Source organism: Streptomyces sp. NPDC016562 (assembly GCF_043076955.1).
Classification (GTDB): Bacteria; Actinomycetota; Actinomycetes; order Streptomycetales; family Streptomycetaceae; genus Streptomyces.
In genome coordinates, this window is record NZ_JBIBRZ010000006.1 from 366,432 (window position 1) to 389,040 (window position 22,609).

Sequence of the window (22,609 nt, forward strand, 5' to 3'; positions counted from 1 at the left end):
TCACCCGCCGAGAAGTCCGAAGATCCGACTTCAGGATGACCCGAATCGTCCCCTGGTCGGGGGCGGCCGAGCGGGCTAGGCCTGCGGGTCCTGACCGGGCCGCTCGTCCCGCTCGTGCCGCTCGTCCCGCTCCGCCGAGGCGGCAGACATGGCCTCCGCCGCCGCGTGGCGCTTGAGGGCGGCGTCGCGGCCCCGGACGTACCAGATGCCGATCAGGCCGAGGAAGCCGCCGGCAGCGCAGGTCCAGACCCACCACAGCTGACCGCGGTCGGCGAACCATCCGTAGAAGGGGAGCTGGACCACGAACAGGGCGAACCAGAGGATCGTGCCGCCGGTGATGGTGGCGACGATCGGGCCCTCCAGGGGCTCGGGCGCCTCGTGCTTCGGGGTCCATTTCGCCATGCCGTCAGTCTAGGCGCCCGAATCCGGGGTCTACGCGCGGAGATGGACTGCCCTTCGTTCATGTGTTCATACTGAAACGATGTGGGCGTGGCCCATTTTCTTCGTATGAACCACCCAATGAGGACCGTATGAGCACCCCCACGGCCACGGCCCCGGAACCGTCCCTCCAGGAACCCTCCGGAGGGCTGGACCGCTACTTCAAGATCTCCGAGCGCGGCTCGACCGTCGCCCGGGAGGTCCGCGGCGGCTTCGCGACCTTCTTCGCGATGGCCTACATCATCGTGCTCAACCCGATCATCCTGGGCAGCGCGAAGGACATGTACGGGCACCAGCTCGACGGCGGCCAGCTGGTCACGGCCACCGTCCTGACGGCCGCGTTCTCCACGCTTCTCATGGGTGTCATCGGCAACGTCCCGATCGCCCTGGCCGCCGGCCTCGGCGTGAACACGGTCGTCGCCCTCCAGCTCGCCCCGCGCATGAGCTGGCCCGACGCCATGGGCATGGTGGTCCTGGCCGGCTTCGTCGTGATGCTGCTGGTCGCCACCGGCCTGCGCGAGCGGGTCATGAACGCCGTCCCGCTGGGCCTGCGCAAGGGCATCGCCATCGGCATCGGCCTGTTCATCATGCTGATCGGCCTGGTCGACTCGGGCTTCGTCTCCCGCATCCCGGACGCCGCGCACACCACGGTCCCGCTCCAGCTCGGCGGCACCGGGCACCTGGACGGCTGGCCCGTGCTGATCTTCGTCGTGGGCGTGCTGCTCACCCTGGCGCTGCTCATCCGCAAGACGCCGGGCGCGATCCTGATCTCCATCGTGGTCATGACCGTCGTCGCCGTCGTGGTCCAGCTGATCGCCAAGCTGCCCGACTCCGGCTGGGGCCTCACCGTCCCGGCCTGGCCGGGCAACCCGGTGGCCGCGCCCGACTTCGGGCTCGTGGGCGAGGTCAGCCTGTTCGGCGGCTTCGGGAAGGTCGGCGTGCTGACCGGCGCCCTCTTCGTCTTCACCGTGCTGCTGTCCTGCTTCTTCGACGCCATGGGCACGATCCTCGGCGTCGGCGACGAGGCCAAGCTGATCGACAAGAAGACCGGCGAGTTCCCCGGGATCAACCGGGTCCTGCTCGTCGACGGCCTCGCCGTCGCCTCGGGCGGCGCCACCTCCTCCTCGGCCACCACCTGCTTCGTGGAGTCCACGGCCGGGGTCGGCGAGGGCGCCCGTACGGGCCTGGCGAACGTCGTGACGGGCGGCCTCTTCGCCGTGGCGCTGTTCCTCACCCCGCTGGCGACCATGGTCCCGTCCCAGGCGGCCACGCCCGCCCTGGTGGCGGTCGGCTTCCTGATCCTGGCGGGCTCGGTCAAGGACATCGACTGGAGCGACTTCACCATCGCCGTCCCGGCCTTCCTGGCCATGGTGATGATGCCCTTCACCTACTCGATCACCAACGGCATCGGGATCGGCTTCGTGAGCTTCTGCGCCCTGCGCCTGGCGACCGGCCGGGGCCGCGAGGTCCCGGTGGCCATGTACGTGGTGTCGGCGGTGTTCGTCTTCTACTACGCGATGCCGGCCCTGGGCCTCACGTAGCCCGCCCGGGCTCACGTCAGCCCGTAGAACTTCTCCGTCTCGTCGACGGCCGCCTTGAAGCGCTCGTCGAAGTCATCGCGAATGAGCGTCCGGACCACGTAGTCCTGGACGCTCATTCCGCGTTTGGCGGCATGGATCCGGAGCCTGTCGAGGAGCTCCCCGTCTATGCGCATGCTCAGCACATGTGTCCCCATGCCGAAAGAGTCGGGGCAGAGGGTGCGTACGCGGGTCACTTTCCGCCGCCGTCTCACCCTTACGAGTGACCGCCCCCACACCCCGCGGAAACCGTTCTTCTTTAGGCAGAGTAATGAGTTACTCTAAATACATGCTTGACCTCACCCATGGCGACGATGCCGGCGCCGTGAACGATCTCCGCTCCGCCGTGATGCGACTGGGCCGACGCCTGAAGCACCAGCGCGTCGACGAATCGCTGAGCCCGACCGAGATGTCGGTCCTCGGCACCCTCGCCCGCTGCGGCCAGGCGACCCCCGGAGAGCTCGCCCGGCGCGAGCACGTCCAGCCGCCGTCGATGACTCGCATCGTCGCGTTGCTGGAGGCCAAGGGTCTGGTCACGCTGGAACCGCACCCCGACGACCGCCGCCAGAAGGTGGTCCGCCAGACGGAGGAGGCCGAAGCGATGCTCGAAGAGAGCCGCCGCAAGCGCAACGCCTTCCTGGCCGGGCTCGCGGCCGAGCTGACCGAGGACGAATGGGCCAAGCTGCGCGCGGCCGCACCCGTCCTGGAGAAGCTCGCGCACCTGTAGGAACGACGCCAGGAGGCGAACGCTTTTGAGTACGGGAACCGGAGCAGACTCCGCACCCGGCCACATATCCACCCCCACGACCGCCGCGCGCACCGCGGCACCCGCGAGCCGGAACTCGATGTTCAGCTCGCTGAGGATCCGGAACTACCGGCTCTTCGCGACCGGACAGGTCGTCTCGAACACGGGCACCTGGATGCAGCGCATCGCCCAGGACTGGCTGGTCCTCTCCCTGACCGGCTCCGCCTCCGCCGTCGGCATCACCATCGCCCTGCAGTTCCTGCCGATGCTGATGTTCGGGCTCTACGGAGGCGTACTCGCCGACCGGCTGCCCAAGCGGCCCCTGCTGCTCGCCACCCAGAGCGCGATGGGCCTGACCGGCGTCGCACTCGCCGTCCTCACCCTGGCCGGACAGGTCCAGGTCTGGCACGTCTACCTCGCCGCCTTCCTGCTCGGCCTGATCACCGTCGTCGACAACCCGGCCCGCCAGACGTTCGTCCCCGAGATGGTCGGCAAGGACCAGGTGGCGAACGCGGTCAGCCTGAACTCGGCCAACTTCCAGTCCGCCCGGCTGGTCGGACCGGCGATCGCCGGTGTGCTGATCACCGCCGTCGGCTCCGGCTGGGCCTTCCTGCTCAACGGCCTGTCCTTCGCCGCGCCCATCGCGGGCCTGCTCCTCATGCGCACCGCCGAGCTGCACCCGGTCGAACCCCGGCCCCGCGCCAAGGGCCAGCTGCGCGAAGGACTCCAGTACGTCGCCGGCCGGCCGGAGCTGATCTGGCCGATCGCGCTCGTCGGCTTCATCGGGACCTTCGGGTTCAACTTCCCGATCTGGCTGTCGGCGTTCGTGAGCGACGTCTTCCACGGGGACGCGGGCACCTACGGGCTCTTCAACACCCTGATCGCGGCCGGCTCCCTCGCGGGCGCCCTGCTCGCCGCCCGGCGCGGCCACTCCCGCCTGCGGCTGCTGGTGACCGCCGCCGTGCTGTTCTCGGTCCTGCTGCTCGTGACGGCCTTCGCGCCCGGCTTCTGGCTGTTCGCCGCGCTGCTCGTGCCGATCGGCGTCTTCGGGCTGACGGTCAACGTCACGGCCAACTCCAGCGTGCAGATGGCCACCGACCCGGAGATGCGGGGGCGGGTGATGGCCCTCTACATGATGGTCTTCACCGGCGGCACCCCGGTCGGCGCGCCGCTGCTGGGCTGGATCACGGACACGTACGGCGCGCGGGTCGGCATGGCCGCGGGCGGTCTGATCTCGCTGGCCGCCTCCGCGGCGATCGCGGTGGTCCTGGCCCGGGTGGGCAACCTGCGCCTGCGGGTGGACCGGCGCGGTGTGGCCTTCGTCCCGTCGGTCCGGCACCGGGAGCTGGTCAAGGTCGCCTGACCGAGGCCGGCCCCCGCGGGGCCTGAATCCGGCCCTGTGGAGGTCCGAAGCGCGGGGGGTCGGCATACGCTCGGCCCATGAGACTGTTCGCAGCCGTCCTGCCGCCCCCCGCGGCCGTCGCCGAGCTCGCTCGGGCCGTCGACCCGCTGCGCGACGACCGGCTGACGTGGACCGGGCAGGCGGCATGGCACTTCACGCTCGCCTTCATGGGCGAGGTACGGGACGAGGTGCTCCCCGACCTGTACGCCCGCCTGGAGCGGGCCGCCCACCGCACGGCGCCCTTCGCGCTGCGGCTGCACGGCTGCGGGCACTTCGGGGACCGCGCCCTGTGGGTCGGCGCCGCCGGGGAGCTCACCGCCCTGCGGATGCTCGCCGAGCGGGCCGACGCCGCCGCGCGGCGGGCCGGGGTACCGATGGACCAGCACCGCCGGTACACCGCCCACCTCACCCTGGCCCGCAGCCGCCACGCCACCACTCCCCTCGGCCCGTACCTGGACGCCCTCGCCGGCTTCGAGGGCACCGCCTGGCAGGTCGACACCCTCAGCCTGGTCCGCAGCAACCTCCCGGTGAGCGGCGTGCCCGGCGAGCAGCCCCGCTACGAGACCGTCCAGGCCTGGCCGCTCTCCGGCTGAGTTAGGCTCGACGGGTGGATCCCAAGACCAGAAACCGTGTGATGGCCGGTGTGCTCGTGCTGATGTTCGTCGTCGTGGCCGTGGCGGCTGCCGTAGGCCAGTAACCCCCACCACCCGCCCGGGCCGCCGGGTGTCGCGTGCGTCACTCCGTGAACAGCCGCTGCGCCAACAGGTCTTGCCTGGAGTGGACTCGAAGCAGTTGGCTTGTGCCCCATGAAGTACACGCAGCTCGGACGCACCGGACTCAAGGTCAGCCGACTTGTACTCGGCACGATGAACTTCGGTCCGCAGACAGACGAACCGACCAGCCACGCCATCCTGGACGCCGCCCTCGACGCGGGTCTGAACTTCGTAGACACCGCCAATGTGTACGGATGGGGTGAGAACAAGGGCCGCACCGAGGAGATCATCGGCACCTGGTTCGCCCGGGGCGGCGGCCGGCGGGAGAAGACGGTCCTGGCCACCAAGGTCTACGGCTCCATGTCCCCCGAGGGCGAGCCCTGGCCGAACGAGGACCGGCTGTCGGCGCTCAACATCCGCCGCGCCGTCGAGGCCAGCCTCAAGCGGCTCCACACCGACCACATCGACGTCTACCAGTTCCACCACGTCGACCGCCGGACCCCCTTCGAGGAGATCTGGCAGGCCGTCGACGTACTGATCCAGCAGGGCAAGATCCTTTACGCGGGCTCCTCCAACTTCCCCGGCTACAAGATCGCCCAGGCCAACGAGACCGCGGCCCGCCGCGGGATGGTCGGCCTGGTCAGCGAGCAGTGCCTCTACAACCTCGCCGAGCGGCGCGCCGAGATGGAGGTCATCCCGGCGGCCCAGGAGTACGGCCTCGGGGTCATCCCCTGGTCCCCGCTCCACGGCGGCCTGCTCGGCGGGGTCATCAAGAAGGAGGTCGAGGGCGGCCGCCGCGCCTCCGGCCGCTCCGCGGACGCGCTGGCCGACAGCACGGTACGGGCGCAGGTGCAGGCGTACGAGGACCTGCTCGACAAGCACGGCCTGGAGCCCGGCGAGGCCGCCCTGGCCTGGCTGCTGACCCGTCCGGGCGTGACGGGCCCCATCGTCGGCCCGCGCACCGCCGAGCAGCTGGAGAGTGCGCTGCGGGCGCTGGAGCTGGAGCTGAGCGAAGAGGTACTGACCGGGCTGGACGAGATCTTCCCCGGGCCGGGGCCCTCCCCGGAGGCCTTCGCCTGGTGATCCGGTAGTACATCTGCATTCGGTCGTCGGCCGTCGCCCCTTGCGCAGGGGCGGCGGCCTTCGTCGCGCACGGATCCTGAGGGGACCTGAGGGTGCGTTACCGGGGCTGCGGCGCCGGCCGGTAGGGGCCGCCGATGCCCCACGCCTGGTGCAGGACGGCCGCGAACTCCCCCGCCAGGCGGTGCTCGCCGGAGGCGTTGGGATGGGTGCCGTCATAGGTGTCCTGGTGGATGTCGTACCCGGACGGCCGCGCGGCCAGCAGGATCGGCGAGGCCGCCGTCGTCAGGTCGGCGACCGCCTTCGCGAGGAGCTCGTTGAAGCGGGCGACCTCGGCGGCGAACGGCGCGTCCTTCTCGGCCCGGACGTTCGGTATGACGGGGAGCAGGACCATCCGGATGCCGGGGCGGGCCTCCCGAGCGGCCGCCACGAAGCGGCGGACGTTGACGGCGGTCTGGTCGGCGTCGGTGTAGAAGCCGAGGTCGATCAGGCCGAGGGAGACGAGCAGGACGTCGGCGCGGCCCTCGCGGGCGGCGGGCCCGATGAGGGGGGCCATGTGCTGCCAGCCCTCGCCCCAGCCGGCGAGGTGGCGGCGGGCGTGCTCGGGGAAGCCCGGGTCGGCGTACGCGTCGGAGCCCTCGTACAGCTCGCTGCGCGGGCCGACGATCCGGTGGGGGCCTGCGAGGGTCGAGCTGAGGTGCTGCCACATCCGGTAGCGCCAGGTGTAGTCGCCGGCGCGTCCGATGGTCATGGAGTCGCCGACGAACATGAAACGCATCCGGTCATCATCGCGGATCGCGCGGCGGAAGCGTCTGTGACGCCGGACACGCGGCAGGTGCTGGCAGGCTGGGGGAATGCGCCTGCCCCTGCCGTCCGCCGCCGTCGCCGCCGTTGCCGCCGTCACTGCCGTCGCCGCTGCCGCCCTCGCCCTGCCGCCGGGCGCCGCCGCCTTCGCGGCGGAGGGCGCCGGCGCCTCCTCGTTCACCATCTCCGACCCGCGGATCAAGGAGTCGAGCGGGCTCGCGGCCAGCCGGATCCATCCGGGCGTGTACTGGACGCACAACGACAGCGACGACGGCCCGTACGTCTACGCGGTGGACTCCGCGACCGGCAAGACGGTGGCCCGGGTGACGCTGACCGGGATCGGCAAGCCGCGTGACGTCGAGGCGATCTCGCTGGGGCCGGACGGGCAGCTCTACGTCGGGGACATCGGCGACAACCGGAACGGCACCTGGGACCACGTGTGGATCTACCGCTTCCCGGAGCCGAAGACCCTGGGCGACGTCACGGTCAAGGCCACGCAGTTCACGGTGCGGTACGCGGACGGGCCGCGCAACGCCGAGGCGCTGATGGTGCATCCGGTGACGGGGCGGGTGTACATCGCGAGCAAGGACGAGAACAAGGGCGGGCTGTACGAGGGCCCCGCCGAGCTGGTGGCGGGCGACGGCGCGTCGAACGTGTTCCGCCGGGTGGCGGACGTGCCGTGGGTGACGGACGGGGCGTTCTCGCCCGACGGCGGCCGGCTGACCCTGCGCGGCTACTTCACGGCCCGCACCTACCCGTGGAAGGACGGCCGGCCGCAGGGCGGCGGCGAGCGGGTGGACGCGCCGTGGCAGGGCCAGGCGGAGTCGGTGACGTACACCCCGGACGGGGCCGCCCTGATGTTCGGCGCGGAGGGCGAGGGCAGCCGGGTCATCGCGGTCCCGGTGACGACTCCCCCGCCCTCCGCGGCCGCCCCCAAGCCGGGCTCCCCCGCGGATCCGGCCCCCTCCCCGGAGCCCACCGGCAGCTTCGGCAAGGGCGCCCTCGTCCTCGCGGGCGGCCTGGTCCTGGTCTTCGCCGCCAAGCGCCTGCTACGCCGACGGCCGCGCGACTGAGACAACCGCGGCGGGGCCCCGGAGGCCCGGGGTCCCGAAGCGGCGCCTCGGCAGGGGGTTACTCCTCGTGGACCGGGATGCGCCCGTTGACGGTCGGGCCGGCGGAGCCGCGCGCGGGGGCGCCCGACGCGGCGGGGGCCTCGTGGGACATCGAGGCCAGGAGCTGGCGGGCCACGCCCAGGCCCGTGCCGCCCATCGTCAGGGCCTTCGCGAACATCTCCGACATGCCCTCCGCCCCGTTCAGCAGGACCATGTGCTCCACGTTCCCGAAGGCGGCCGCGCCGGCCTCCACGATCGCCGGCCAGTTCTCGGCCAGCTGCTGCGCGACCACCGCCTCCTGGTTCTCCGCCAGCGCCGCGGCCCGCGCCTTGATCGCCTCGGCCTCGGCCAGCCCGCGGGCCTTCGCCGACTCCGCCTCCGCGAGGCCCCGCGCCTGCGTCGCCGCCGCCTCCGCCTCACCGGTCGCCCGGGTCGCCGTCGCCGAGGCAAGGCCGCGTGCCTCCGTGGCCGCCGCGTCGGCCGTCGCCGCGGTCGTCACCCGCGTCGCCTCGGCCGCCGCCGCGAGCTCCGTCTCCTTCGCCTTGGCCTGGGCCGCCGAGATCCGGGCGTCGCGTTCCGCCTCCGCCCGGGTCCTCGTCTCGTACGCCGCCGCGTCCGCCGGCTTGCGCACGTCCGCCTGCAGCTGCTGCTCGCGCCGGTGCGCCTCCAGCTCCGCGACCCGGGTCTCCTGGACGACGACCTCCTGGCGGGCGGCCGCCTCCGACAGCGGACCGGCCTGGCGGGCGGTCGCCGCCGCCTTGTCCCGCTCGGCCTGGTAGCCGGCCTGCAGGATCTCGCTGTCCCGCGTGGCCTCCGCCATGCGGGCGAAGGCGGCCTGTTCGGCCTCCGTGGCCAGCCGGTTCGCCTCGGCCTGCGCGATGCGCGCGTCCCGCTGCACGGCGGCCGCGTGCGGCATCGCCAGGTTCTTGATGTAGCCGGTCGGGTCCTCGATCTCGTGGATCTGGAGCGAGTCGACGATCAGGCCCAGCTTCTCCATCTCGGTGCCGCAGGCCATCCGGGTCTGGCCCGTCAGCTTCTCCCGGTCGCGGATCATGTCCTCGACCGTCAACCCGCCCACGATGGACCGCAGATGACCGGCGAAGACGATGTGCACGCGCTCCGGCATCATCTTCTGCTGGTCCAGGAAGCGGCGGGCCGCGTTGGCGATCGACACCAGGTCGTCGCCGACCTTGAAGATCACCACGCCCTTCACGCGCAGCGGGATGCCCTGGTGGGTGACGCAGTCCACCGACAGCTGCGTCTCGTTGAGGTCCAGGGACAGTTTGCGTACCGCCTGCACCCCCGGCAGTACGAGCGTTCCGCGCCCGGTGACGATCCTGAACCCCATGCCCTGACCGAGGCCCTCGGTCTTGTGCGTGGAGCCGGAGATGACGAGCGCCTCGTTCGGTTCGGCCACCCGCCACATGAGCTTGAACAGGCCGATCACGGCCATGACTCCGGCGAGAACGATTCCCGCCACGACGCCGATGGTCATCGGCAACGCCCCCTTAGGTCAGTGCCGTTCGGCACCGATGAGGGCGAGTCTGCGCCCGCCGCGCCCCCGCGTGAAGACGTGGGCCGGGTCTGTCGCGATCCTGATACGCACAGGTCGCGCGCGGCGTCAGTTGTCGTAGGCGGCCATCACGTACACCGTGCGCGGCGGCAGGTACTCGACGACCGTCACCACCGTCCCGACGGTCAGCCGGCCGGTCCCCGCGACCGGGTGGGCGAGGAAGTGCTCCGCCCCGCCCCGGATCCGCACGATGACCTCGCCGACCAGGCCCGGCCCGACCGTCCCGGTCACCCGGCCGGTCATTCCCACCATGTCCGTGTCCCCCATGGACCGAGGGTACGGGTCCACGGCGCGCGCGGAACCGCCCGCGACGCGCCTACGGCATGACCACGGCCCGGCCCGGTGACTGCGGCCCGGCCCGCGGCTACGAGTGCCCGAGGTCCGGTGCTTCGAGGTCCGCGGTCGTCACGGAACCGGTGTCCGCGGCGGCCGTGACCGGCCGCAGGGTGAACTCGTCCGAGGCCATCGAGTCGAGCACCGGCGGGGCCGGCCGCAGCGGCGCCGGCATGACGGCGGCCTCCGAGTGCCCGCCGCAGCCGTACGACAGCGACACCAGGCGGCCGTCGGCCGGGCTGAACTCGTTCGCGCACACCCCGAAGGCCTGCCCCAGCGAGCCGCCGATCGCGACGAGGAAGCCGCAGGACACGCACGAGGCGGGCGCGGCCTGTGCCATCGGGGTCTTCGCGCCGAAGGCCTCGTCCCAGCGGTCGGCCGCGCTGTGCAGCCCGTACCGGGACAGCACCCGCGCGCGCCGCATGCCCAGTTCCTCGGCGACGGACGTGATGGAGCCGCGGACCGGGACCACCGTGCGGTCGGTGACGTCGGCGTCCTCGGCCTCGACCAGTTCGGCCATCTCGGCGGAGACCACCGAGTTCGGCGGCGGGGCGTCCTCGCCCGTCCAGCCCGGCTCCAGCCGCAGGTCCTCGGCGTCGGTGGGCAGCAGGTCGCCCGGGCCCATGTCGCCGGGGCGCAGCCGCTCGCTCCACGGCACCCACTCGGGGGCCAGCAGCGCGTCGTCGCCCGGGAGCAGCACCGTTTCGTCGAGCGTGACGTTCTTCGCGCGGGAGGCGCGGGTCACGGTGACGGCCCAGCGCCAGCCCCGGTAGCCCGGTTCCTTGCACTCGAAGAAGTGGGTGACGACCCGGTCGCCCTCCGCGACGGCGGAGACGTGCGACCCCACCACGCCGGGGAAGGCGGCCTCCTCGGCCGCCGCGCGGGCGAGTTCTACCGCCTCGACGCACAGGCGGTCGGGGGTACGCGGGGTACGGCTTCGCGTCGTCGCAGCACTCACTGGTCTCGTTCTCTCCTACGCCGTCTCACGTGTGCGCCGTCCGTACTGTCGTCCACAACGACCCGTCGGTGCTGTCCGTGCGTGGCGCGGGCGGAGCGGACCAGAGGGCCGCGTCGACGTCCGCACCCGATCGGACTCCGGGCGCACCTTTATGCAATCCATTCTGCGGGATCGCGAAGAGGCGCGCGGCCAGGAGCAACCGCCGGTGGCGCGCTACGCACGCTACCTCCTCTTAAGCCTCGGGCACACATGCAAGGTCCGATTCGCGGACAAGCCCGCGTCCTCGCGACGCGCCGGGGGGCGCTGGAGAGGGCCGGGTGGGGCACTATGTCGAGTGTGGCACCCGTTCGGTCGTCCGACGACGGCTCGGGACCGGCCAGGCGGGCCGGCCGGGCTCTGGGGCGTGCCCTGCACCTGCCGTTCACCGGTACGGCCCGGGGCATCCGGCGGGCCACGCACGCGCACGGAGCCGGTGAGTCGGGCCTCGGCAAGCTGATCGAGCTGCACGCCATCAACGGCGCCGGCGACATGATGATCACGGTGGCGCTGGCCTCCACGGTGTTCTTCTCCGTCCCCACGGACGAGGCACGCGGCCGGGTGGCCCTGTACCTGGCGATCACGATGGCCCCCTTCACCCTGCTGGCCCCGGTGATCGGTCCGCTCCTGGACCGGCTCCCGCACGGCCGCCGGGCCTCGATGGCGGCCGCGATGCTGGCCCGGGCGCTGCTGGCGCTGATGATGTCGGGCGCGGTGGCCACGGGCGGGCTCCAGCTGTATCCGGCGGCGCTGGGCGTGCTGGTGGCGTCCAAGTCGTACGGGGTGGTGCGCAGCGCGGTGGTGCCCCGGCTGCTGCCGCCGAAGTTCTCACTCGTCAAGGCGAACTCGCGGGTCACACTGGCCGGCCTGCTGGCCACGGGCCTGGCCGCGCCGCTGGGCGCCGGGCTGAACGCGATAGGGCCGCAGTGGCCGCTGTACGGGGCCTGCCTGATCTTCGCGTGCGGCGCCTTCGCGGCGTTCACGCTGCCCCACAAGGTGGACGAGGCCAAGGGCGAGCGGCGCGCGCGGCTGTCCACGCACGAGGCGCACTCGAAGCGGCCGGGCCTGCGGACGGTCAGCCGGTCCGTGCTGTGCGGGCTCCTGGCGAACGCCGCGATGCGCGGGCTGTCCGGGTTCCTGATCTTCTTCCTGGCGTTCCTGCTGCGCGAGCATCCCCTGGCCGGGCAGAGCGCGGCCGTGTCGCTGGGCGTCGTGGGCGTGTCGGCGGGCGTGGGCAACGCCTGCGGCACGGCGGTGGGCGCGTGGCTGCGGGCCCGGGCGCCGGAGGCCATCATCGCGTCGGTGCTGTGCCTGACGCTGGGCGTGGCGGTGCTGGCGGCGGTGTTCTTCAGCGGGGTGTTCATGGCGGTGCTCGGCGCCACGGCGGGCTTCTGCCAGGCCCTGGCGAAGCTCTCGTTGGACGCGATGATCCAGCGGGACGTCCCGGAGGCGGTGCGCACCTCGGCCTTCGCCCGTTCGGAGACGCTGCTCCAGGTGGCGTGGGTCCTGGGCGGCGCGATCGGCATCGCCCTGCCGCTGAACGGCGTCCTGGGCATGTCGGTGGCCGCGGTCGTGGTCGCCCTGGGCACGACGATGGCCGTACGCGGCGTCCTGTCGGCCCCCCGCCACCAACCAGGCACGTCCCGCCCCCGCGTGGCGTAACGACGCCCACACCGCCGGGCACAATTCCAGCCCCGCCGGCGTTTGAGGCGCGGGGGCCCGGGGGCGGCGCCCCCGGCAACGGCGCCGCACCCGGCACCCCACCCCGGCCGATGCCACACCGCACACCGGCGGACGCCACACGGCGGGACCCCGTGCGGCGACGCGGCCCACCGGCCCGATAGCCTTCGGCTCATGACCGCACCGCTTTTCTCGGGTAGGGCCCGCCGCAGCGTCGCGGCCCTCGGAGCCGTGTCCGCCGGCCTCCTCCTCCTTTCGGCCTGCGACAAGCCGACTCCGCTGGCGACCGTGACGGTCGGCACCGCGTCGGTGTCCGCCGAAGCGTCCTGCCACGACGGCAAGGAACCGCTCTCCATGGACCAGGTCCAGGAGTGCCTCACCAACCTCAAGGACGCCAAGACCATCGACTACGCGCGCGGCGACACGCTGCGTCTCGGTGTCGACCCGGAGGTCGTCGAAGACGGCAAGCGGTGGTCGGCGGTCCTGGACGGCCAGCCGATCACCGAGCCCTCCGCGAACACCTACCGCAGCTTCCCGGGCGCCGACGTCTTCGCGACCGGCGGCCAGGGCGAGGCCCCCGCCTCGAAGAAGCTGGCGTTCCTCCAGACCGGCGAGGACGGCAAGCCGCTCGCCGTCTGGACCTTCAACCTCAAGCTCAAGTAACGGGCGAGCCCGGTGCGCGCGCTCGTCGTGACCGCGGTGGCGGCGGAGGCGGACTCCGTCGCCGCGGGTCTGACACCTCACCCGGACACCCCCGGACCTGAGCCGCGCACGCTTCCCGGCGGCTACCTCGTCCACCGCCGGGACCTCCCGGGAATCGCCTTCGACGTGCTCGCCGGGGGCGTCGGGCCGGCGGCCGCCGCCGCGGGCACCGCCACCGCCCTGGCCCTCGGCGACTACGCGCTCGTCGTCTCCGCCGGCATCGGCGGCGGGTTCGCGCCCGCCGCCCCGCCCGGTTCCCTCGTGGTCGCCGACGCGATCGTCGCCGCCGACCTGGGCGCCGACACGCCCGAGGGCTTCATCGACGTGCAGGAACTCGGCTTCGGCCGCAGCGTGCACCTGCCGCCCGCCGAACTCGCCGCCCGCGCCGCCGAGGCGACCGGGGCGCTGCTCGCGCCCGTGCTGACCGTCTCCACCGTCACCGGCACCGCCGCCCGCGCCGCCGAGCTCAGCGCCCGCCACCCGCTGGCCGGGGCCGAGGCCATGGAGGGATTCGGGGTCGCGGAGGCGGCCGCCGCGCACGGGCTGCCCGTACTGGAGATCCGCGCCGTGTCCAACGCCGTGGGGCCGCGCGACCGCGCCGCCTGGCGGATCGGGGACGCGCTCGCCGCGCTCACCGAGGGCCTGCGCGTGCTGGGTCCCGTACTCGCGAACTGGGGAGAACGCCATGAGCACCGCTGACCACGAAGAGCATGATTCGCCCGAACCGCTGAGGATCGCCTACTCCCCCTGCCCGAACGACACCTTCGTCTTCGACGCCTGGGCGCACGGCCGGGTCCCGGGGGCGCCCGAGCTCGACGTCACCTTCGCCGACATCGACCTCACCAACGGCATGGCCGAGCGCGGCGAACTGGACGTGCTGAAGGTCTCGTACGCCGTGCTGCCCTGGGTGCTGGAGGAGTACGCGCTGTTGCCCTGCGGCGGGGCGCTGGGGCGCGGCTGCGGTCCGCTGGTGCTCACCCGGGAGCCGGGCGTGTCCCTCGCCGGCAAGACGGTGGCCGTGCCGAGCGAACGCTCCACCGCCTACCTGCTGTTCCGGCTGTGGGCGGCGGACGTCCTGCCCGAGGGCGTCGGCTCGGTGGTCGTGCTGCCGTTCCACGAGATCATGCCGGCCGTCCGGGACGGCCGGGTGGACGCCGGACTGGTCATCCACGAGGCCCGGTTCACCTATCAGGACTACGGGCTGCACCGCCTGGCCGACATGGGCGAGCACTGGGAGTCCACGACCGGCCTGCCGATCCCGCTCGGCGCGATCATCGCCAAGCGTTCGCTGGGCGAGCAGCGGCTGCGGGGGCTGGCCGAGGCGGCCCGTACGTCGGTGCGGATGGCCTGGGACGACCCGCAGGCCTCGCGCCCGTACGTCAGCGCCCACGCGCAGGAGCTGGACCCGGCCGTCGCCGACCAGCACATCGGGCTCTACGTGAACGAGTTCACCGCCGACCTCGGCGACAGCGGCTACGCGGCGGTGCGCGGGCTGCTGACCCGGGCCGCGGCCGAGGGTCTGGTACCGGCCATCGCGCCCGGCGCGCTCAGCTTCCCGTAGGCCGCCGCGGACGCGCGAACACCGGCGCCCCGCCGCTCTTTCGAGTGGCGGGGCGCCGGTGTGCGCGGGCGGTCAGACGTCGAGCTGGTCGGCCACCGCACGCAGCAGACCGGCGATCTTCGTGCCGTGCACCTTGTCGGGGTAGCGACCGCGCTCCAGCATCGGCGTGATGTTCTCCAGCAGGGTCGTCAGGTCCTGCACGATGGAGGCGAGCTCGTCGGGCTTGCGCCGCTGGGCCGCCGCGACGGACGGTGCCGGGTCCAGTACCGTCACCGAAAGTGCCTGGTCACCGCGCTGGCCGGCGACGACACCGAACTCGACGCGCTGGCCGGGCTTGAGGGAGTCGACCCCGGCAGGGAGCACCGACGAGTGGACGAAGACGTCACCGCCGTCGTCGCGGGAGAGAAAGCCGAAGCCCTTCTCACTGTTGAACCACTTGACCTTGCCGGTAGGCACGTCCGTCCTCTGTCCTTGTGCTCGTCGGGGGCCGGAGTTCCGCGGAACGGCTCCGGACAACAGCGCAGCGGGCCATGTGTGACCCGCCACCTCAAGGCTAATGGTCAGGGGCCGGGTGACAAGACGTTCCCCGGTCCTTCACCGTCGGCTGCCTTCGGCCAGGCAACTACCCTGGTCGGGTGACTGTTACTCCTGATTGCGACGAAGCGCGGCCCGGCGACGGACTGGTCAAGGCCGGCGGCATCGTGTTCATCGCCGGGGCCGTGGCCACCCTGGCGACGATGGCTCCGCTGTTCCTCGACACCGACCCCTTCCCGTCGTACGCGTGGGCCGTGTGCATGCTCATGGGCGTCGGCTTCGCCATCTCCGCGGCGGGCGTCCTGCGCTCGGCCGCGGCCCAGCGCAAGGCGGCCCGGGCCTCGCAGGGATAGCCCTACGCGGTGCCTCGGCTCTCGTCGACGTCCTGCGGACGACGGGGCCCGGGCAGGTCGGCGACGTACCGCGCGAGCCACTGCGGCAGCGCGGTGAGGTCCGGCAGGACCACGTCCGCGCCCGCCGCGCTGAGCTCCGGCTCCGGGCACGGCCCGGTCGGCACCACCACCGACAGCGCCCCGGCCGTACGGGCGCCGCGTACGTCGCCCACGTGGTCGCCGACGTAGACCTGCGCGCCGTACTCGCGCAGCGCACCGGCCTTGGCCTCCGCCCACAGGGAGCCGATGACCGCGTCCGCCTCGATGGCCAGGTGCTCCAGGTGCAGGCGGGCGTTGGGCTCGTGCTTGGCCGTGACGACGATCGCGCGGCCACCGAGCGCCTGAACGGCCCGGATCGCCTCACGGGCGCCCGGCATGGCCGGGCTCGGCGCGATGGCGTGGGTCGGGTAGATCTCCCGGTACCGGTCGGCCACGGCCGGGACCTGGTCCTGCGGGAACCAGTGCGCGAGCTCCTGGTCCAACGGCGGCCCCAGCCGGCTGACGGCCGCGTCGGCGTCGATGAACGCCCCCGTTTCCGCCGACAGCGCGAGGAAGGCGGCCTTGATGCCCGGACGCGAGTCGATGAGGGTCATATCGAGGTCGAAACCGACGGTGAGCTGCATACCCCCCATTGTGCCGATCCCCAGCGACCTGCGGCTTGGCAGGCCAGTCCGCGTGGGTGTGCCCCGTTACGTTGTACTTCTGGCAGTTGGCAGCGGGCGTTTTGCGTCCCGGGGCGAGCGGGTGGACGGGCCAGCCGCTCCCGACGCACCAGCGAGGCGACGTTTCAGGCCGGTGAACCAGCCAGGTAGCGGGCCGGGCCGCTGCGGGCGTAGCGGCCTGGGCTGGTGCCCAGCACACGCTTGAAGTGCCGGTTGAAATGGGACTGGTCGTAGAAGCCAGCCGAGGCCGCCACCAGGCGCGGAGGCATGCCTGCGAGCAGCAGTTTGCGGGCGAGGTCCACGCGACGTCCAGTCAGGTACTGGTGCGGGCCCATGCCGAACTCCTTGCTGAACACGCGGACGAGGTGGGCGGGGTGGACGTGGAGCGCCGCCGAGGCCTCCTGGAGGCTGACGCCCTCCACGAACTTCTCGTCGAGAAGGTCGCGCAGCCGGTGTGCGATGCCGGCGTCGCGTGTCGGGGCGCGGTCCTCGAAGTGCCGTTCCAGGTGGTCGCGCAGGCGCTCGGACACCAGCGCCAACCTGCTCTCCGCCTCGAGTTCGTCGCCGGTGTGCTCCAGCACCTGGTGCAGCTGATGGATACGTCGGCGCAGCAGGAGGTCCTCCATGACGGGGCTGTCCACCGCCAGGCCGATGAGGCTGTCGCCCAACTGCGAGGAGTCCAGATATAAAACCCGCTTTTGAAAACCGGTCGGGGTGACCGAGCGTCCATTATGTGGGACGTGCGGGGGAAGCAGCGTGACCATTTGATCCAGGGCGCCGTGTTCGTGCCGGTCCAGGTCGTATCGGACCATGCCGTCATCGACGATCAGCAGCGTCCAGGAGTCATGCGTGTGCATGGGATAGACGTGGTCGGTGATGCGGGCGTGGTAGACCTCTTCGATTCCCGCCAGGGCGGGGCGCCATGCGCGGACCTGCGGATGATCAAGCATGCAAAGATCGTACAAGACTTGACCCGGGTGTTCGGGGTTTGATTCATGCATGGACAACGTGAACGAACCCGTGCGTTTTGAGACAAAGATCGCCGTGGTCTTGCGTGACGATCTTCAGGTGTGGCAGCGCCTCAACATGACCGCCTTCCTCGTTAGTGGAATCGGACGCAAGGTTCCGGAAGTAATCGGTGAACCCTATTCGGATGCCGACGAGACCGAGTACCTGCCCATGTTCCGCCAGCCGGTTCTTGTCTTCGAGGCGAGCAAGGAGGCCCTGGTCACCTCGCATCAGCGTGCCGTCGGCCGGGGTCTGCCCCTGTCGGTCTTCACCACCGACCTCTTCACCACCAACAACGACCGGGACAACCGGGCCGCCGTTGCTGCTGTTCACCGGGACCAGCTGGACCTTGTCGGCATGGCCGTGTATGGGCCGCGCAACGCGGTGGACAAGATCATCAAGGGTGCTCGAATGCACCCGTGACGTCTCCTTAGGGGCGTGGCATGGAAAAGGAATTGTCACTGCGGAGCGAATCCGCCCAGGCGTATATGTACCTGCTCGCGACCATGGCGTTCTTCGGCAGCGCTTTCGCCAGCTCTAAATCAGTGGTGGGGCATATGCCCCATCAGGTCGCGGCGGCCCTACGATTCGGTGGCGGCGCGGTCATTCTGGTGGTTCTGCTCGTTTTCATCGGGCGGAAGGCAGGGGGGACGGCTCTTACACGTTCGCAGGTCGTTCGTGCGGCGGCCGCCGGCCTCATCGGGGTTTTCGCCTACAACCTGTTCTTCTTCTGGGGCCTTTCCCTGGCTCCTTCGATCGACGGAAGCATTATCGTTCCGGTGCTGAGTCCGGTCATCACGACGGGAATTCTTCTGGCCATGGGCCGGGAGAAGGCTTCGGCTGCCCGGATCGGCGGCTTGGCGTTGGGAGTATCAGGCGCCGTCGTGTTCTTCATCGGGGCGGGGGGTACGGGCGTGAATGCGGGCGGATCCAGGCTGACCGGGGACCTGGTCTACCTGCTCGGTGCGCTGTCCTGGGCGGTGTACAGCATCGCCTCGAAGAAGGTCCTGGTAGGGATGGACCCGCTACGGGCCACGACGTTCGGCACCCTCGTGGGGGCGTTTGCCCTGCTGCTCTTTGCGGTGCCGGCGTTCCCGGACGTGGAATGGAGCGCGCTGTCCTCGACGACATGGCTGAACGTCGTGTACCTCGCCGTGGGGCCCACTGCCATGGCCTACCTCTTCTATTACCGGGGCCTGAGGGTCGTCAGCCCGTCGACCGCGACCGTCATCATGTTCACCGTCCCCGTGTTCGGCGTGACCTGCGCCGTCGTCTTCCTCGGTGAGTCCTTCGGCGGACTCCAGCTGGCGGGCGCTGTCGTCATGCTCGCCGGTGCCCTGCTTGCCGTGACGCAAGGCCGTCTGCGCCAGCGTGCCCCGCAGCAGCCCGAGGGGGAGGCCGCGAAGGCCGAGCGAGAGACCGAGCCGGCCGTACTCGCTCCCAGTTCAGGAGCCGAAGGCGGGGGACCCTTCAGCAAGGGCTGATTCGACGGCCGCCCTGACAGGGGTCTCAAACTGCTGGAGAACCACCGCATCGCTTCCGGGGGGAAGGCGATGCGCACTCTCATCACCCGCTCAGGGCCCCACCCCCGGCCCTGGGTGGGTAACCGCTTTCCGGCCCCCTCACGTGCACCCGGGGTCCGGGGCGGAGCCCCGGTAGCGGCGGCGCGGCCGCTCCACCCGCCAAGTGCCACGGGCTACCGGCGGGCCCGCCACACCAGATACAGCGCCGACGCCACCGCCGCGCCCCGCAGGACCCACGGTCCCATCCCCTGCAGCGCCCCGCTCAGCTGCTCGTCGGCCAGACTTTCGCCCCACTTGCCGTTCATCCGGCCCCACAACCACACCGCCGCCCCCGCGAGCACGACCCCCGGCGGCCCGAAGACGGCCCACTTGCGCTCCGCAGGAGCCAGCCCGCGCGACGCGTACGGCAGGAGCCAGCCCACGACGAGCACCAGCCAGTACCCGCTGACCACGCCCACGACGAGCACGGCCGCGGCCAGCAGCAGGAAGGCGTTCGGGCGCGGCCGCCCCGCCGGGGCCACCGCCTCGGGAGCCGCGGCCGCCGCTTCCTTCTTCGCGCGCCGCCGCTCGCGCAGGACCCGTACGAGGGTCTTCCCACGCCCCTCCTCAGGACCAGCCGAGCCCGACCCAGGCTGCGACGGCGCGTCCTCGTCCTCCTCCGGCCCCGCCGTGAACCGCGGCTCCGGCATCTCGATGCCGCCCGCGAAGCCCTCGACCTGCGGCCCCGCCCCGTACGCCGCGGCGGAGACCCGCCACCAGTCCGGCTCGGCCCCACCGGACGGCCCGAGTTCGTCCAGCCCGGCCAGGTGCGGCGGCACGTTCTCCGGCCCCGCCGGCCCCCGCTGCGCCGGCACGGCCGGAACCACCGCACCCGCACGCCCGCCCGCCGAGGCGTCGGCAGCCGGACCCCCGCCGTGCGTGTCCAGCACCTCCTCCGGCGTGCCGATGCGCTCCAGGATGCGCCGTACGGCAGCCGGGGTGTCCGGGTCGTACTTGGCGCGCCGACGGTCGATCTCGTCCCGCAGCCCCGCCACCAGCCGCATCCGCTCCCCGGAGGAAAGGTGCCGCTGCTGCGCCAAGTCCCCGACCCGGCTCAGATATTCGTAGACCAGATGGTCGCTCTCGATCCCCACGCCCACGCTCCTCCCGTACGCCCCGAACCGAAGGTAGCGCGTGCGCCCGTGGAGCTGCTGCGGGCGCAGCGGATACCGTTGACCGGATGGGGACCGGCCGACTGACCGGCAGACTGACCGGCCGACGCGACCAGGAGGCGACCGTGCCCGAGCCAAGCACCGCGCGAGGATCCGCCGCACCCGGCACGTCCAACGCGCCCGGCACGTCCACCGGCGGCAGCACCGGCACCGGCACCGCCGCCCCGCGCTCCCTCGCCGAGGCACTGCGCGCCCGCGACGACGCGGCCCTGTCGGCGCTGCTGCACGCCCGCCCGGACCTGCTCAGCCCGGTGCCCGGCGACATCACCCAGCTCGCCACCCGCGCCGGCACCCGGGCCTCGGTCGTACGGGCGCTGGAGCGCCTGGACCGGTTCACGCTCCAGACGGCGGAGGCCCTCGCCGTGGCCCCGGACCCGTGCCCGTACCCCGTACTGGAGTCGCTGCTGACCGGTGGCGAGGACGAGCGGGCCCGCGCCGCCCTCCCCCGGGCCGTGGCCGCCCTGCGCGACCAGGCCCTGGTGTGGGGCGACGAGGACCGGCTGCGTCTGGTCCGCACCGCCCGCGAGCTGCTCGCCCCCTCCGCCCAGCGCCCCTCCCCGACCGGCCTGGGACCCACCGTCGCCGAGGCCACCGCCGGGATGTCGCCGACCCGCGTCCAGGAGATCGTGGCGGCCGCCGGGCTGCCCGCCACCCATGACCCGGTGTCCGCGGTGACCGCGCTGACCGGCCTGTTCACCGACCCGGAGCGGATGTCGGCGCTGCTCGACGAGGCCCCGGCGGAGGCCCATCAGGTGCTGGGCCGGCTCGTGTGGGGACCGCCGTACGGCGAGGTGACCCCGAACCCGACCCCGCCGGTGCGCTGGCTGCGCGACCGCGGCCTGCTGCTGCCCGCCACGGCGCGGACCGTCGTCCTGCCCCGCGAGGTGGCGCTCCACCTGCGCGGCGGCCTCGCGCACCGGGACACCGCGCCGGTGCCTCCGCCGGTGCCCGCGCACCGCGAACACCGTCCACAGGCTGTGGACGCGAACGCCGCCGGGCAGGCGCTGGCCGCGCTGTCCACCGTCGAGGAGCTGGTGAAGTCCTGGGAGCACGCCGGCCCGCCGGTGCTGCGGGCGGGCGGGCTGTCCGTACGGGACCTCAAGCGCGCCGCGGTCACCCTCGACGTGTCCGAGCCGCAGGCGGCCTTCTGGGTCGAACTCGCCTACGCGGCCGGGCTGCTGGCCAGCGACGGCGAGGCGGACGAGCGGTACGCGCCCACGCCCGCCTTCGACGACTGGTGCGAACTGGCCCCGCCCGAGCGGTGGTCGGCGCTGGTGACCGCCTGGCTGCCCGCCACCCGCACGGCCGGTCTGGTCGGCGAGCAGGACTCCAAGGGGCGCACGCTCTCGGCCCTCGGCCCCGAACTCGACCGCTCCGCCGCCCCCGAAGTGCGCCGACGCGTCCTCGAACTGCTCGCCGCCCTGCCCGAGGGCGCCGCCGCCGACCCGGACGCGGTCCTCGCCCGGCTCGCGTGGGAGCGTCCCGTCCGCGGTACGAGCGACCTGCGCGCCCGCCTGGCGCGCTGGACGCTGACCGAGGCCGAGGTGCTCGGCGTGACCGGCCGCGGCGCCCTGTCGGGGCCGGGCCGCGCGCTGCTCGCCCACCAGGACCCGGCGCCGCTGCTGGCCCCGCTCCTGCCCGAGCCGGTGGACCACGTCCTGCTCCAGGCCGACCTGACGGCGGTGGCCCCCGGCCCGCTGCGCCGCCCGCTCGGCGACACCCTGGCGGTGCTCGCGGACGTGGAGTCGAAGGGCGGGGCGACGGTGTACCGGTTCACGCCCGGCTCGGTGCGCCGGGCCCTGGACGCCGGGCACGCCGCCGCGGACCTGCACGCGTTCCTGAAGGAGCACAGCCGCACCCCCGTCCCGCAGCCCCTGACCTACCTGATCGACGACGTGGCCCGGCGCCACGGCCACCTCCGGGTCGGCGCCGCGTCCGCGTACGTGCGCTGCGACGACGACGCGATGCTGGGCGAGATCCTGGCGGACAAGCGCTCGGCGGGGCTGGGGCTGCGCCGCCTCGCCCCGACCGTCCTGGCCGCCCAGGCCGAACCGAACGCGCTGCTCGACGGGCTGAGGGCGATGGGCTACGCGCCCGCCGCGGAGTCCCGTACCGGCGACGTCCTGGTCTCCCGGGCCGACGCCCACCGCGCCCCGCCGCGCACGGCCCCCGTACCGGTCCCGGACGGCCCGCCGGTCCCGGACGACACCCTCCTGGGGGCGGCCGTACGGGCCATCCGCGCGGGCGACGCGGCGGCGACGGCGGTCCGCAAGGAGCCGGCGGCGGGGGCGTCCGGGTCGTCGGTCGTCCCGGGCGAACTCCCGCGCACCAGCGCGGCGGAGACCCTGGCCACGGTCCAGGCGGCGGCCCTCACGGGCTCGGCGGTCTGGATCGGCTACGTCAACGCGGACGGCGCGGCCAGCCAGCGGGTCATCGCCCCGGTCCGCGTGGAGGGCGGCTTCGTGACGGGCTACGACCACACGGCGGACGAAGTCCGCACGTACGCCCTCCACCGCATCACGGGCGTGGCGGAACTGGCGGAGGACCACATATAGCCCCGCGGCC

At 72.6% G+C, this 22,609-nt stretch carries 24 protein-coding genes; 14 read left to right on the plus strand and 10 right to left on the minus strand.

The annotated features are described in order from the left end of the window. Positions 1–75: 75 nt before the first annotated feature. Complete coding sequence (locus ACF059_RS25240) at positions 76–402, minus strand: DUF2530 domain-containing protein (RefSeq protein WP_392061080.1); 327 nt, start codon at positions 400–402, stop codon at positions 76–78. Positions 403–530: 128 nt separating this feature from the next. Here ACF059_RS25240 and ACF059_RS25245 point away from each other — a divergent pair, with 128 nt between their 5' ends. Continuing rightward, the gene (locus tag ACF059_RS25245) at positions 531–1,979 is read left to right on the plus strand and encodes an NCS2 family permease (RefSeq protein WP_361953434.1); all 1,449 of its coding nucleotides are present in this window, start codon (positions 531–533) and stop codon (positions 1,977–1,979) included. A gap of 11 nt (positions 1,980–1,990) precedes the next feature. Here ACF059_RS25245 and ACF059_RS25250 read toward each other — a convergent pair whose 3' ends face one another. After that, complete coding sequence (locus tag ACF059_RS25250) at positions 1,991–2,173, minus strand: hypothetical protein (RefSeq protein ID WP_030010567.1); 183 nt, start codon at positions 2,171–2,173, stop codon at positions 1,991–1,993. Between the two features lie 131 nt (positions 2,174–2,304). Here ACF059_RS25250 and ACF059_RS25255 point away from each other — a divergent pair, with 131 nt between their 5' ends. From ACF059_RS25255 to ACF059_RS25270, 4 genes are all read left to right on the plus strand, one after another. Continuing rightward, positions 2,305–2,742 (plus strand): MarR family transcriptional regulator, encoded by a 438-nt coding sequence (locus ACF059_RS25255; RefSeq protein WP_360898601.1) that lies wholly within the window; start codon positions 2,305–2,307, stop codon positions 2,740–2,742. A gap of 25 nt (positions 2,743–2,767) precedes the next feature. Beyond that, positions 2,768–4,123 (plus strand): MFS transporter, encoded by a 1,356-nt coding sequence (locus ACF059_RS25260; RefSeq protein WP_361953438.1) that lies wholly within the window; start codon positions 2,768–2,770, stop codon positions 4,121–4,123. A gap of 77 nt (positions 4,124–4,200) precedes the next feature. After that, a complete protein-coding gene (gene thpR / locus ACF059_RS25265; protein WP_392061084.1) occupies positions 4,201–4,755 on the plus strand; it encodes an RNA 2',3'-cyclic phosphodiesterase in 555 nt (184 codons plus the stop codon). 213 nt (positions 4,756–4,968) lie between these two features. Next, the gene (locus tag ACF059_RS25270) at positions 4,969–5,958 is read left to right on the plus strand and encodes an aldo/keto reductase (RefSeq protein WP_392061087.1); all 990 of its coding nucleotides are present in this window, start codon (positions 4,969–4,971) and stop codon (positions 5,956–5,958) included. 97 nt (positions 5,959–6,055) lie between these two features. On the opposite strand, the gene ACF059_RS25275 is transcribed toward ACF059_RS25270, so the two are convergent. After that, complete coding sequence (locus ACF059_RS25275; protein ID WP_392061090.1) at positions 6,056–6,733, minus strand: GDSL-type esterase/lipase family protein; 678 nt, start codon at positions 6,731–6,733, stop codon at positions 6,056–6,058. A 76-nt stretch (positions 6,734–6,809) separates the two neighbouring features. Here ACF059_RS25275 and ACF059_RS25280 point away from each other — a divergent pair, with 76 nt between their 5' ends. Then, complete coding sequence (locus ACF059_RS25280; protein ID WP_392061092.1) at positions 6,810–7,832, plus strand: WD40 repeat domain-containing protein; 1,023 nt, start codon at positions 6,810–6,812, stop codon at positions 7,830–7,832. Positions 7,833–7,890: 58 nt separating this feature from the next. Here ACF059_RS25280 and ACF059_RS25285 read toward each other — a convergent pair whose 3' ends face one another. From ACF059_RS25285 to ACF059_RS25295, 3 genes are all read right to left on the minus strand, one after another. Next, the gene (locus ACF059_RS25285; RefSeq protein ID WP_392061095.1) at positions 7,891–9,366 is read right to left on the minus strand and encodes a flotillin family protein; all 1,476 of its coding nucleotides are present in this window, start codon (positions 9,364–9,366) and stop codon (positions 7,891–7,893) included. A 126-nt stretch (positions 9,367–9,492) separates the two neighbouring features. Continuing rightward, entirely contained in the window at positions 9,493–9,711 is a 219-nt protein-coding gene (locus ACF059_RS25290) for a hypothetical protein (protein ID WP_392061098.1), read from the minus strand. Between the two features lie 97 nt (positions 9,712–9,808). Continuing rightward, the gene (locus tag ACF059_RS25295) at positions 9,809–10,735 is read right to left on the minus strand and encodes a DUF3027 domain-containing protein (protein ID WP_361953453.1); all 927 of its coding nucleotides are present in this window, start codon (positions 10,733–10,735) and stop codon (positions 9,809–9,811) included. A gap of 327 nt (positions 10,736–11,062) precedes the next feature. Here ACF059_RS25295 and ACF059_RS25300 point away from each other — a divergent pair, with 327 nt between their 5' ends. The 4 genes from ACF059_RS25300 (at position 11,063) to ACF059_RS25315 (ending at position 14,714) form a co-directional block, all read left to right on the plus strand. Then, a complete protein-coding gene (locus ACF059_RS25300; RefSeq protein WP_366865774.1) occupies positions 11,063–12,433 on the plus strand; it encodes an MFS transporter in 1,371 nt (456 codons plus the stop codon). 192 nt (positions 12,434–12,625) lie between these two features. After that, complete coding sequence (locus tag ACF059_RS25305) at positions 12,626–13,114, plus strand: DUF2771 domain-containing protein (RefSeq protein WP_360893951.1); 489 nt, start codon at positions 12,626–12,628, stop codon at positions 13,112–13,114. A gap of 12 nt (positions 13,115–13,126) precedes the next feature. Beyond that, complete coding sequence (locus tag ACF059_RS25310) at positions 13,127–13,852, plus strand: futalosine hydrolase (protein ID WP_392061102.1); 726 nt, start codon at positions 13,127–13,129, stop codon at positions 13,850–13,852. Beyond that, on the plus strand, positions 13,839–14,714 hold the full coding sequence (locus ACF059_RS25315) for a 1,4-dihydroxy-6-naphthoate synthase (RefSeq protein WP_392061104.1): 876 nt from the start codon (positions 13,839–13,841) through the stop codon (positions 14,712–14,714). The genes ACF059_RS25310 and ACF059_RS25315 overlap by 14 nt, the downstream gene beginning before the upstream one ends. A 72-nt stretch (positions 14,715–14,786) precedes the next feature. Here the strand turns inward: ACF059_RS25315 and ACF059_RS25320 are convergent, their stop codons facing one another. Further along, positions 14,787–15,170: a cold-shock protein gene (locus ACF059_RS25320; protein ID WP_322975534.1), complete on the minus strand. Its 384-nt coding sequence runs from the start codon at positions 15,168–15,170 to the stop codon at positions 14,787–14,789. Between the two features lie 179 nt (positions 15,171–15,349). Here ACF059_RS25320 and ACF059_RS25325 point away from each other — a divergent pair, with 179 nt between their 5' ends. After that, on the plus strand, positions 15,350–15,601 hold the full coding sequence (locus ACF059_RS25325) for a hypothetical protein (protein WP_392061107.1): 252 nt from the start codon (positions 15,350–15,352) through the stop codon (positions 15,599–15,601). A 2-nt stretch (positions 15,602–15,603) separates the two neighbouring features. Here ACF059_RS25325 and ACF059_RS25330 read toward each other — a convergent pair whose 3' ends face one another. Beyond that, on the minus strand, positions 15,604–16,263 hold the full coding sequence (locus ACF059_RS25330; protein WP_392061110.1) for an HAD family hydrolase: 660 nt from the start codon (positions 16,261–16,263) through the stop codon (positions 15,604–15,606). A 164-nt stretch (positions 16,264–16,427) separates the two neighbouring features. Next, entirely contained in the window at positions 16,428–17,252 is an 825-nt protein-coding gene (locus ACF059_RS25335; protein WP_392061112.1) for an AraC family transcriptional regulator, read from the minus strand. Between the two features lie 49 nt (positions 17,253–17,301). On the opposite strand from ACF059_RS25335, the gene ACF059_RS25340 reads away from it, so the two are divergent. Both ACF059_RS25340 and ACF059_RS25345 read left to right on the plus strand, forming a co-directional pair. Then, complete coding sequence (locus tag ACF059_RS25340; protein WP_392061114.1) at positions 17,302–17,733, plus strand: DUF2000 family protein; 432 nt, start codon at positions 17,302–17,304, stop codon at positions 17,731–17,733. A 20-nt stretch (positions 17,734–17,753) separates the two neighbouring features. Next, positions 17,754–18,794, plus strand: a complete 1,041-nt coding sequence (locus ACF059_RS25345; RefSeq protein ID WP_392061117.1) for a DMT family transporter — start codon at positions 17,754–17,756, stop codon at positions 18,792–18,794. Between the two features lie 212 nt (positions 18,795–19,006). On the opposite strand, the gene ACF059_RS25350 is transcribed toward ACF059_RS25345, so the two are convergent. Continuing rightward, positions 19,007–19,966 carry a hypothetical protein gene (locus ACF059_RS25350; protein WP_392061120.1) on the minus strand — a complete coding sequence of 320 codons (960 nt, stop codon included), beginning with the start codon at positions 19,964–19,966 and terminating at the stop codon, positions 19,007–19,009. A gap of 86 nt (positions 19,967–20,052) precedes the next feature. Between ACF059_RS25350 and ACF059_RS25355 the strand changes: the two genes are divergently transcribed. Then, positions 20,053–22,599, plus strand: coding sequence for a helicase-associated domain-containing protein (locus tag ACF059_RS25355; RefSeq protein ID WP_392061123.1), 2,547 nt, complete (start codon positions 20,053–20,055; stop codon positions 22,597–22,599). Positions 22,600–22,609 lie beyond the last annotated feature (10 nt).

What these genes read in the sequence shown, in the direction of transcription:
- ACF059_RS25255 (WP_360898601.1), top strand. Translation starts at nt 2,305, where the DNA reads ATGCTTGACCTCACCCATGGCGACGATGCCGGCGCCGTGAACGATCTC.
- ACF059_RS25335 (WP_392061112.1), bottom strand. Translation starts at nt 17,252, where the DNA reads ATGCTTGATCATCCGCAGGTCCGCGCATGGCGCCCCGCCCTGGCGGGA.
- thpR (WP_392061084.1), top strand. Translation starts at nt 4,201, where the DNA reads ATGAGACTGTTCGCAGCCGTCCTGCCGCCCCCCGCGGCCGTCGCCGAG.
- ACF059_RS25245 (WP_361953434.1), top strand. Translation starts at nt 531, where the DNA reads ATGAGCACCCCCACGGCCACGGCCCCGGAACCGTCCCTCCAGGAACCC.
- ACF059_RS25305 (WP_360893951.1), top strand. Translation starts at nt 12,626, where the DNA reads ATGACCGCACCGCTTTTCTCGGGTAGGGCCCGCCGCAGCGTCGCGGCC.
- ACF059_RS25290 (WP_392061098.1), bottom strand. Translation starts at nt 9,711, where the DNA reads ATGGGGGACACGGACATGGTGGGAATGACCGGCCGGGTGACCGGGACG.
- ACF059_RS25345 (WP_392061117.1), top strand. Translation starts at nt 17,754, where the DNA reads ATGGAAAAGGAATTGTCACTGCGGAGCGAATCCGCCCAGGCGTATATG.
- ACF059_RS25340 (WP_392061114.1), top strand. Translation starts at nt 17,302, where the DNA reads ATGGACAACGTGAACGAACCCGTGCGTTTTGAGACAAAGATCGCCGTG.
- ACF059_RS25315 (WP_392061104.1), top strand. Translation starts at nt 13,839, where the DNA reads ATGAGCACCGCTGACCACGAAGAGCATGATTCGCCCGAACCGCTGAGG.
- ACF059_RS25270 (WP_392061087.1), top strand. Translation starts at nt 4,969, where the DNA reads ATGAAGTACACGCAGCTCGGACGCACCGGACTCAAGGTCAGCCGACTT.
- ACF059_RS25330 (WP_392061110.1), bottom strand. Translation starts at nt 16,263, where the DNA reads ATGCAGCTCACCGTCGGTTTCGACCTCGATATGACCCTCATCGACTCG.
- ACF059_RS25275 (WP_392061090.1), bottom strand. Translation starts at nt 6,733, where the DNA reads ATGCGTTTCATGTTCGTCGGCGACTCCATGACCATCGGACGCGCCGGC.
- ACF059_RS25240 (WP_392061080.1), bottom strand. Translation starts at nt 402, where the DNA reads ATGGCGAAATGGACCCCGAAGCACGAGGCGCCCGAGCCCCTGGAGGGC.
- ACF059_RS25280 (WP_392061092.1), top strand. Translation starts at nt 6,810, where the DNA reads ATGCGCCTGCCCCTGCCGTCCGCCGCCGTCGCCGCCGTTGCCGCCGTC.
- ACF059_RS25285 (WP_392061095.1), bottom strand. Translation starts at nt 9,366, where the DNA reads ATGACCATCGGCGTCGTGGCGGGAATCGTTCTCGCCGGAGTCATGGCC.
- ACF059_RS25355 (WP_392061123.1), top strand. Translation starts at nt 20,053, where the DNA reads ATGGGGACCGGCCGACTGACCGGCAGACTGACCGGCCGACGCGACCAG.
- ACF059_RS25300 (WP_366865774.1), top strand. Translation starts at nt 11,063, where the DNA reads ATGTCGAGTGTGGCACCCGTTCGGTCGTCCGACGACGGCTCGGGACCG.
- ACF059_RS25250 (WP_030010567.1), bottom strand. Translation starts at nt 2,173, where the DNA reads ATGGGGACACATGTGCTGAGCATGCGCATAGACGGGGAGCTCCTCGAC.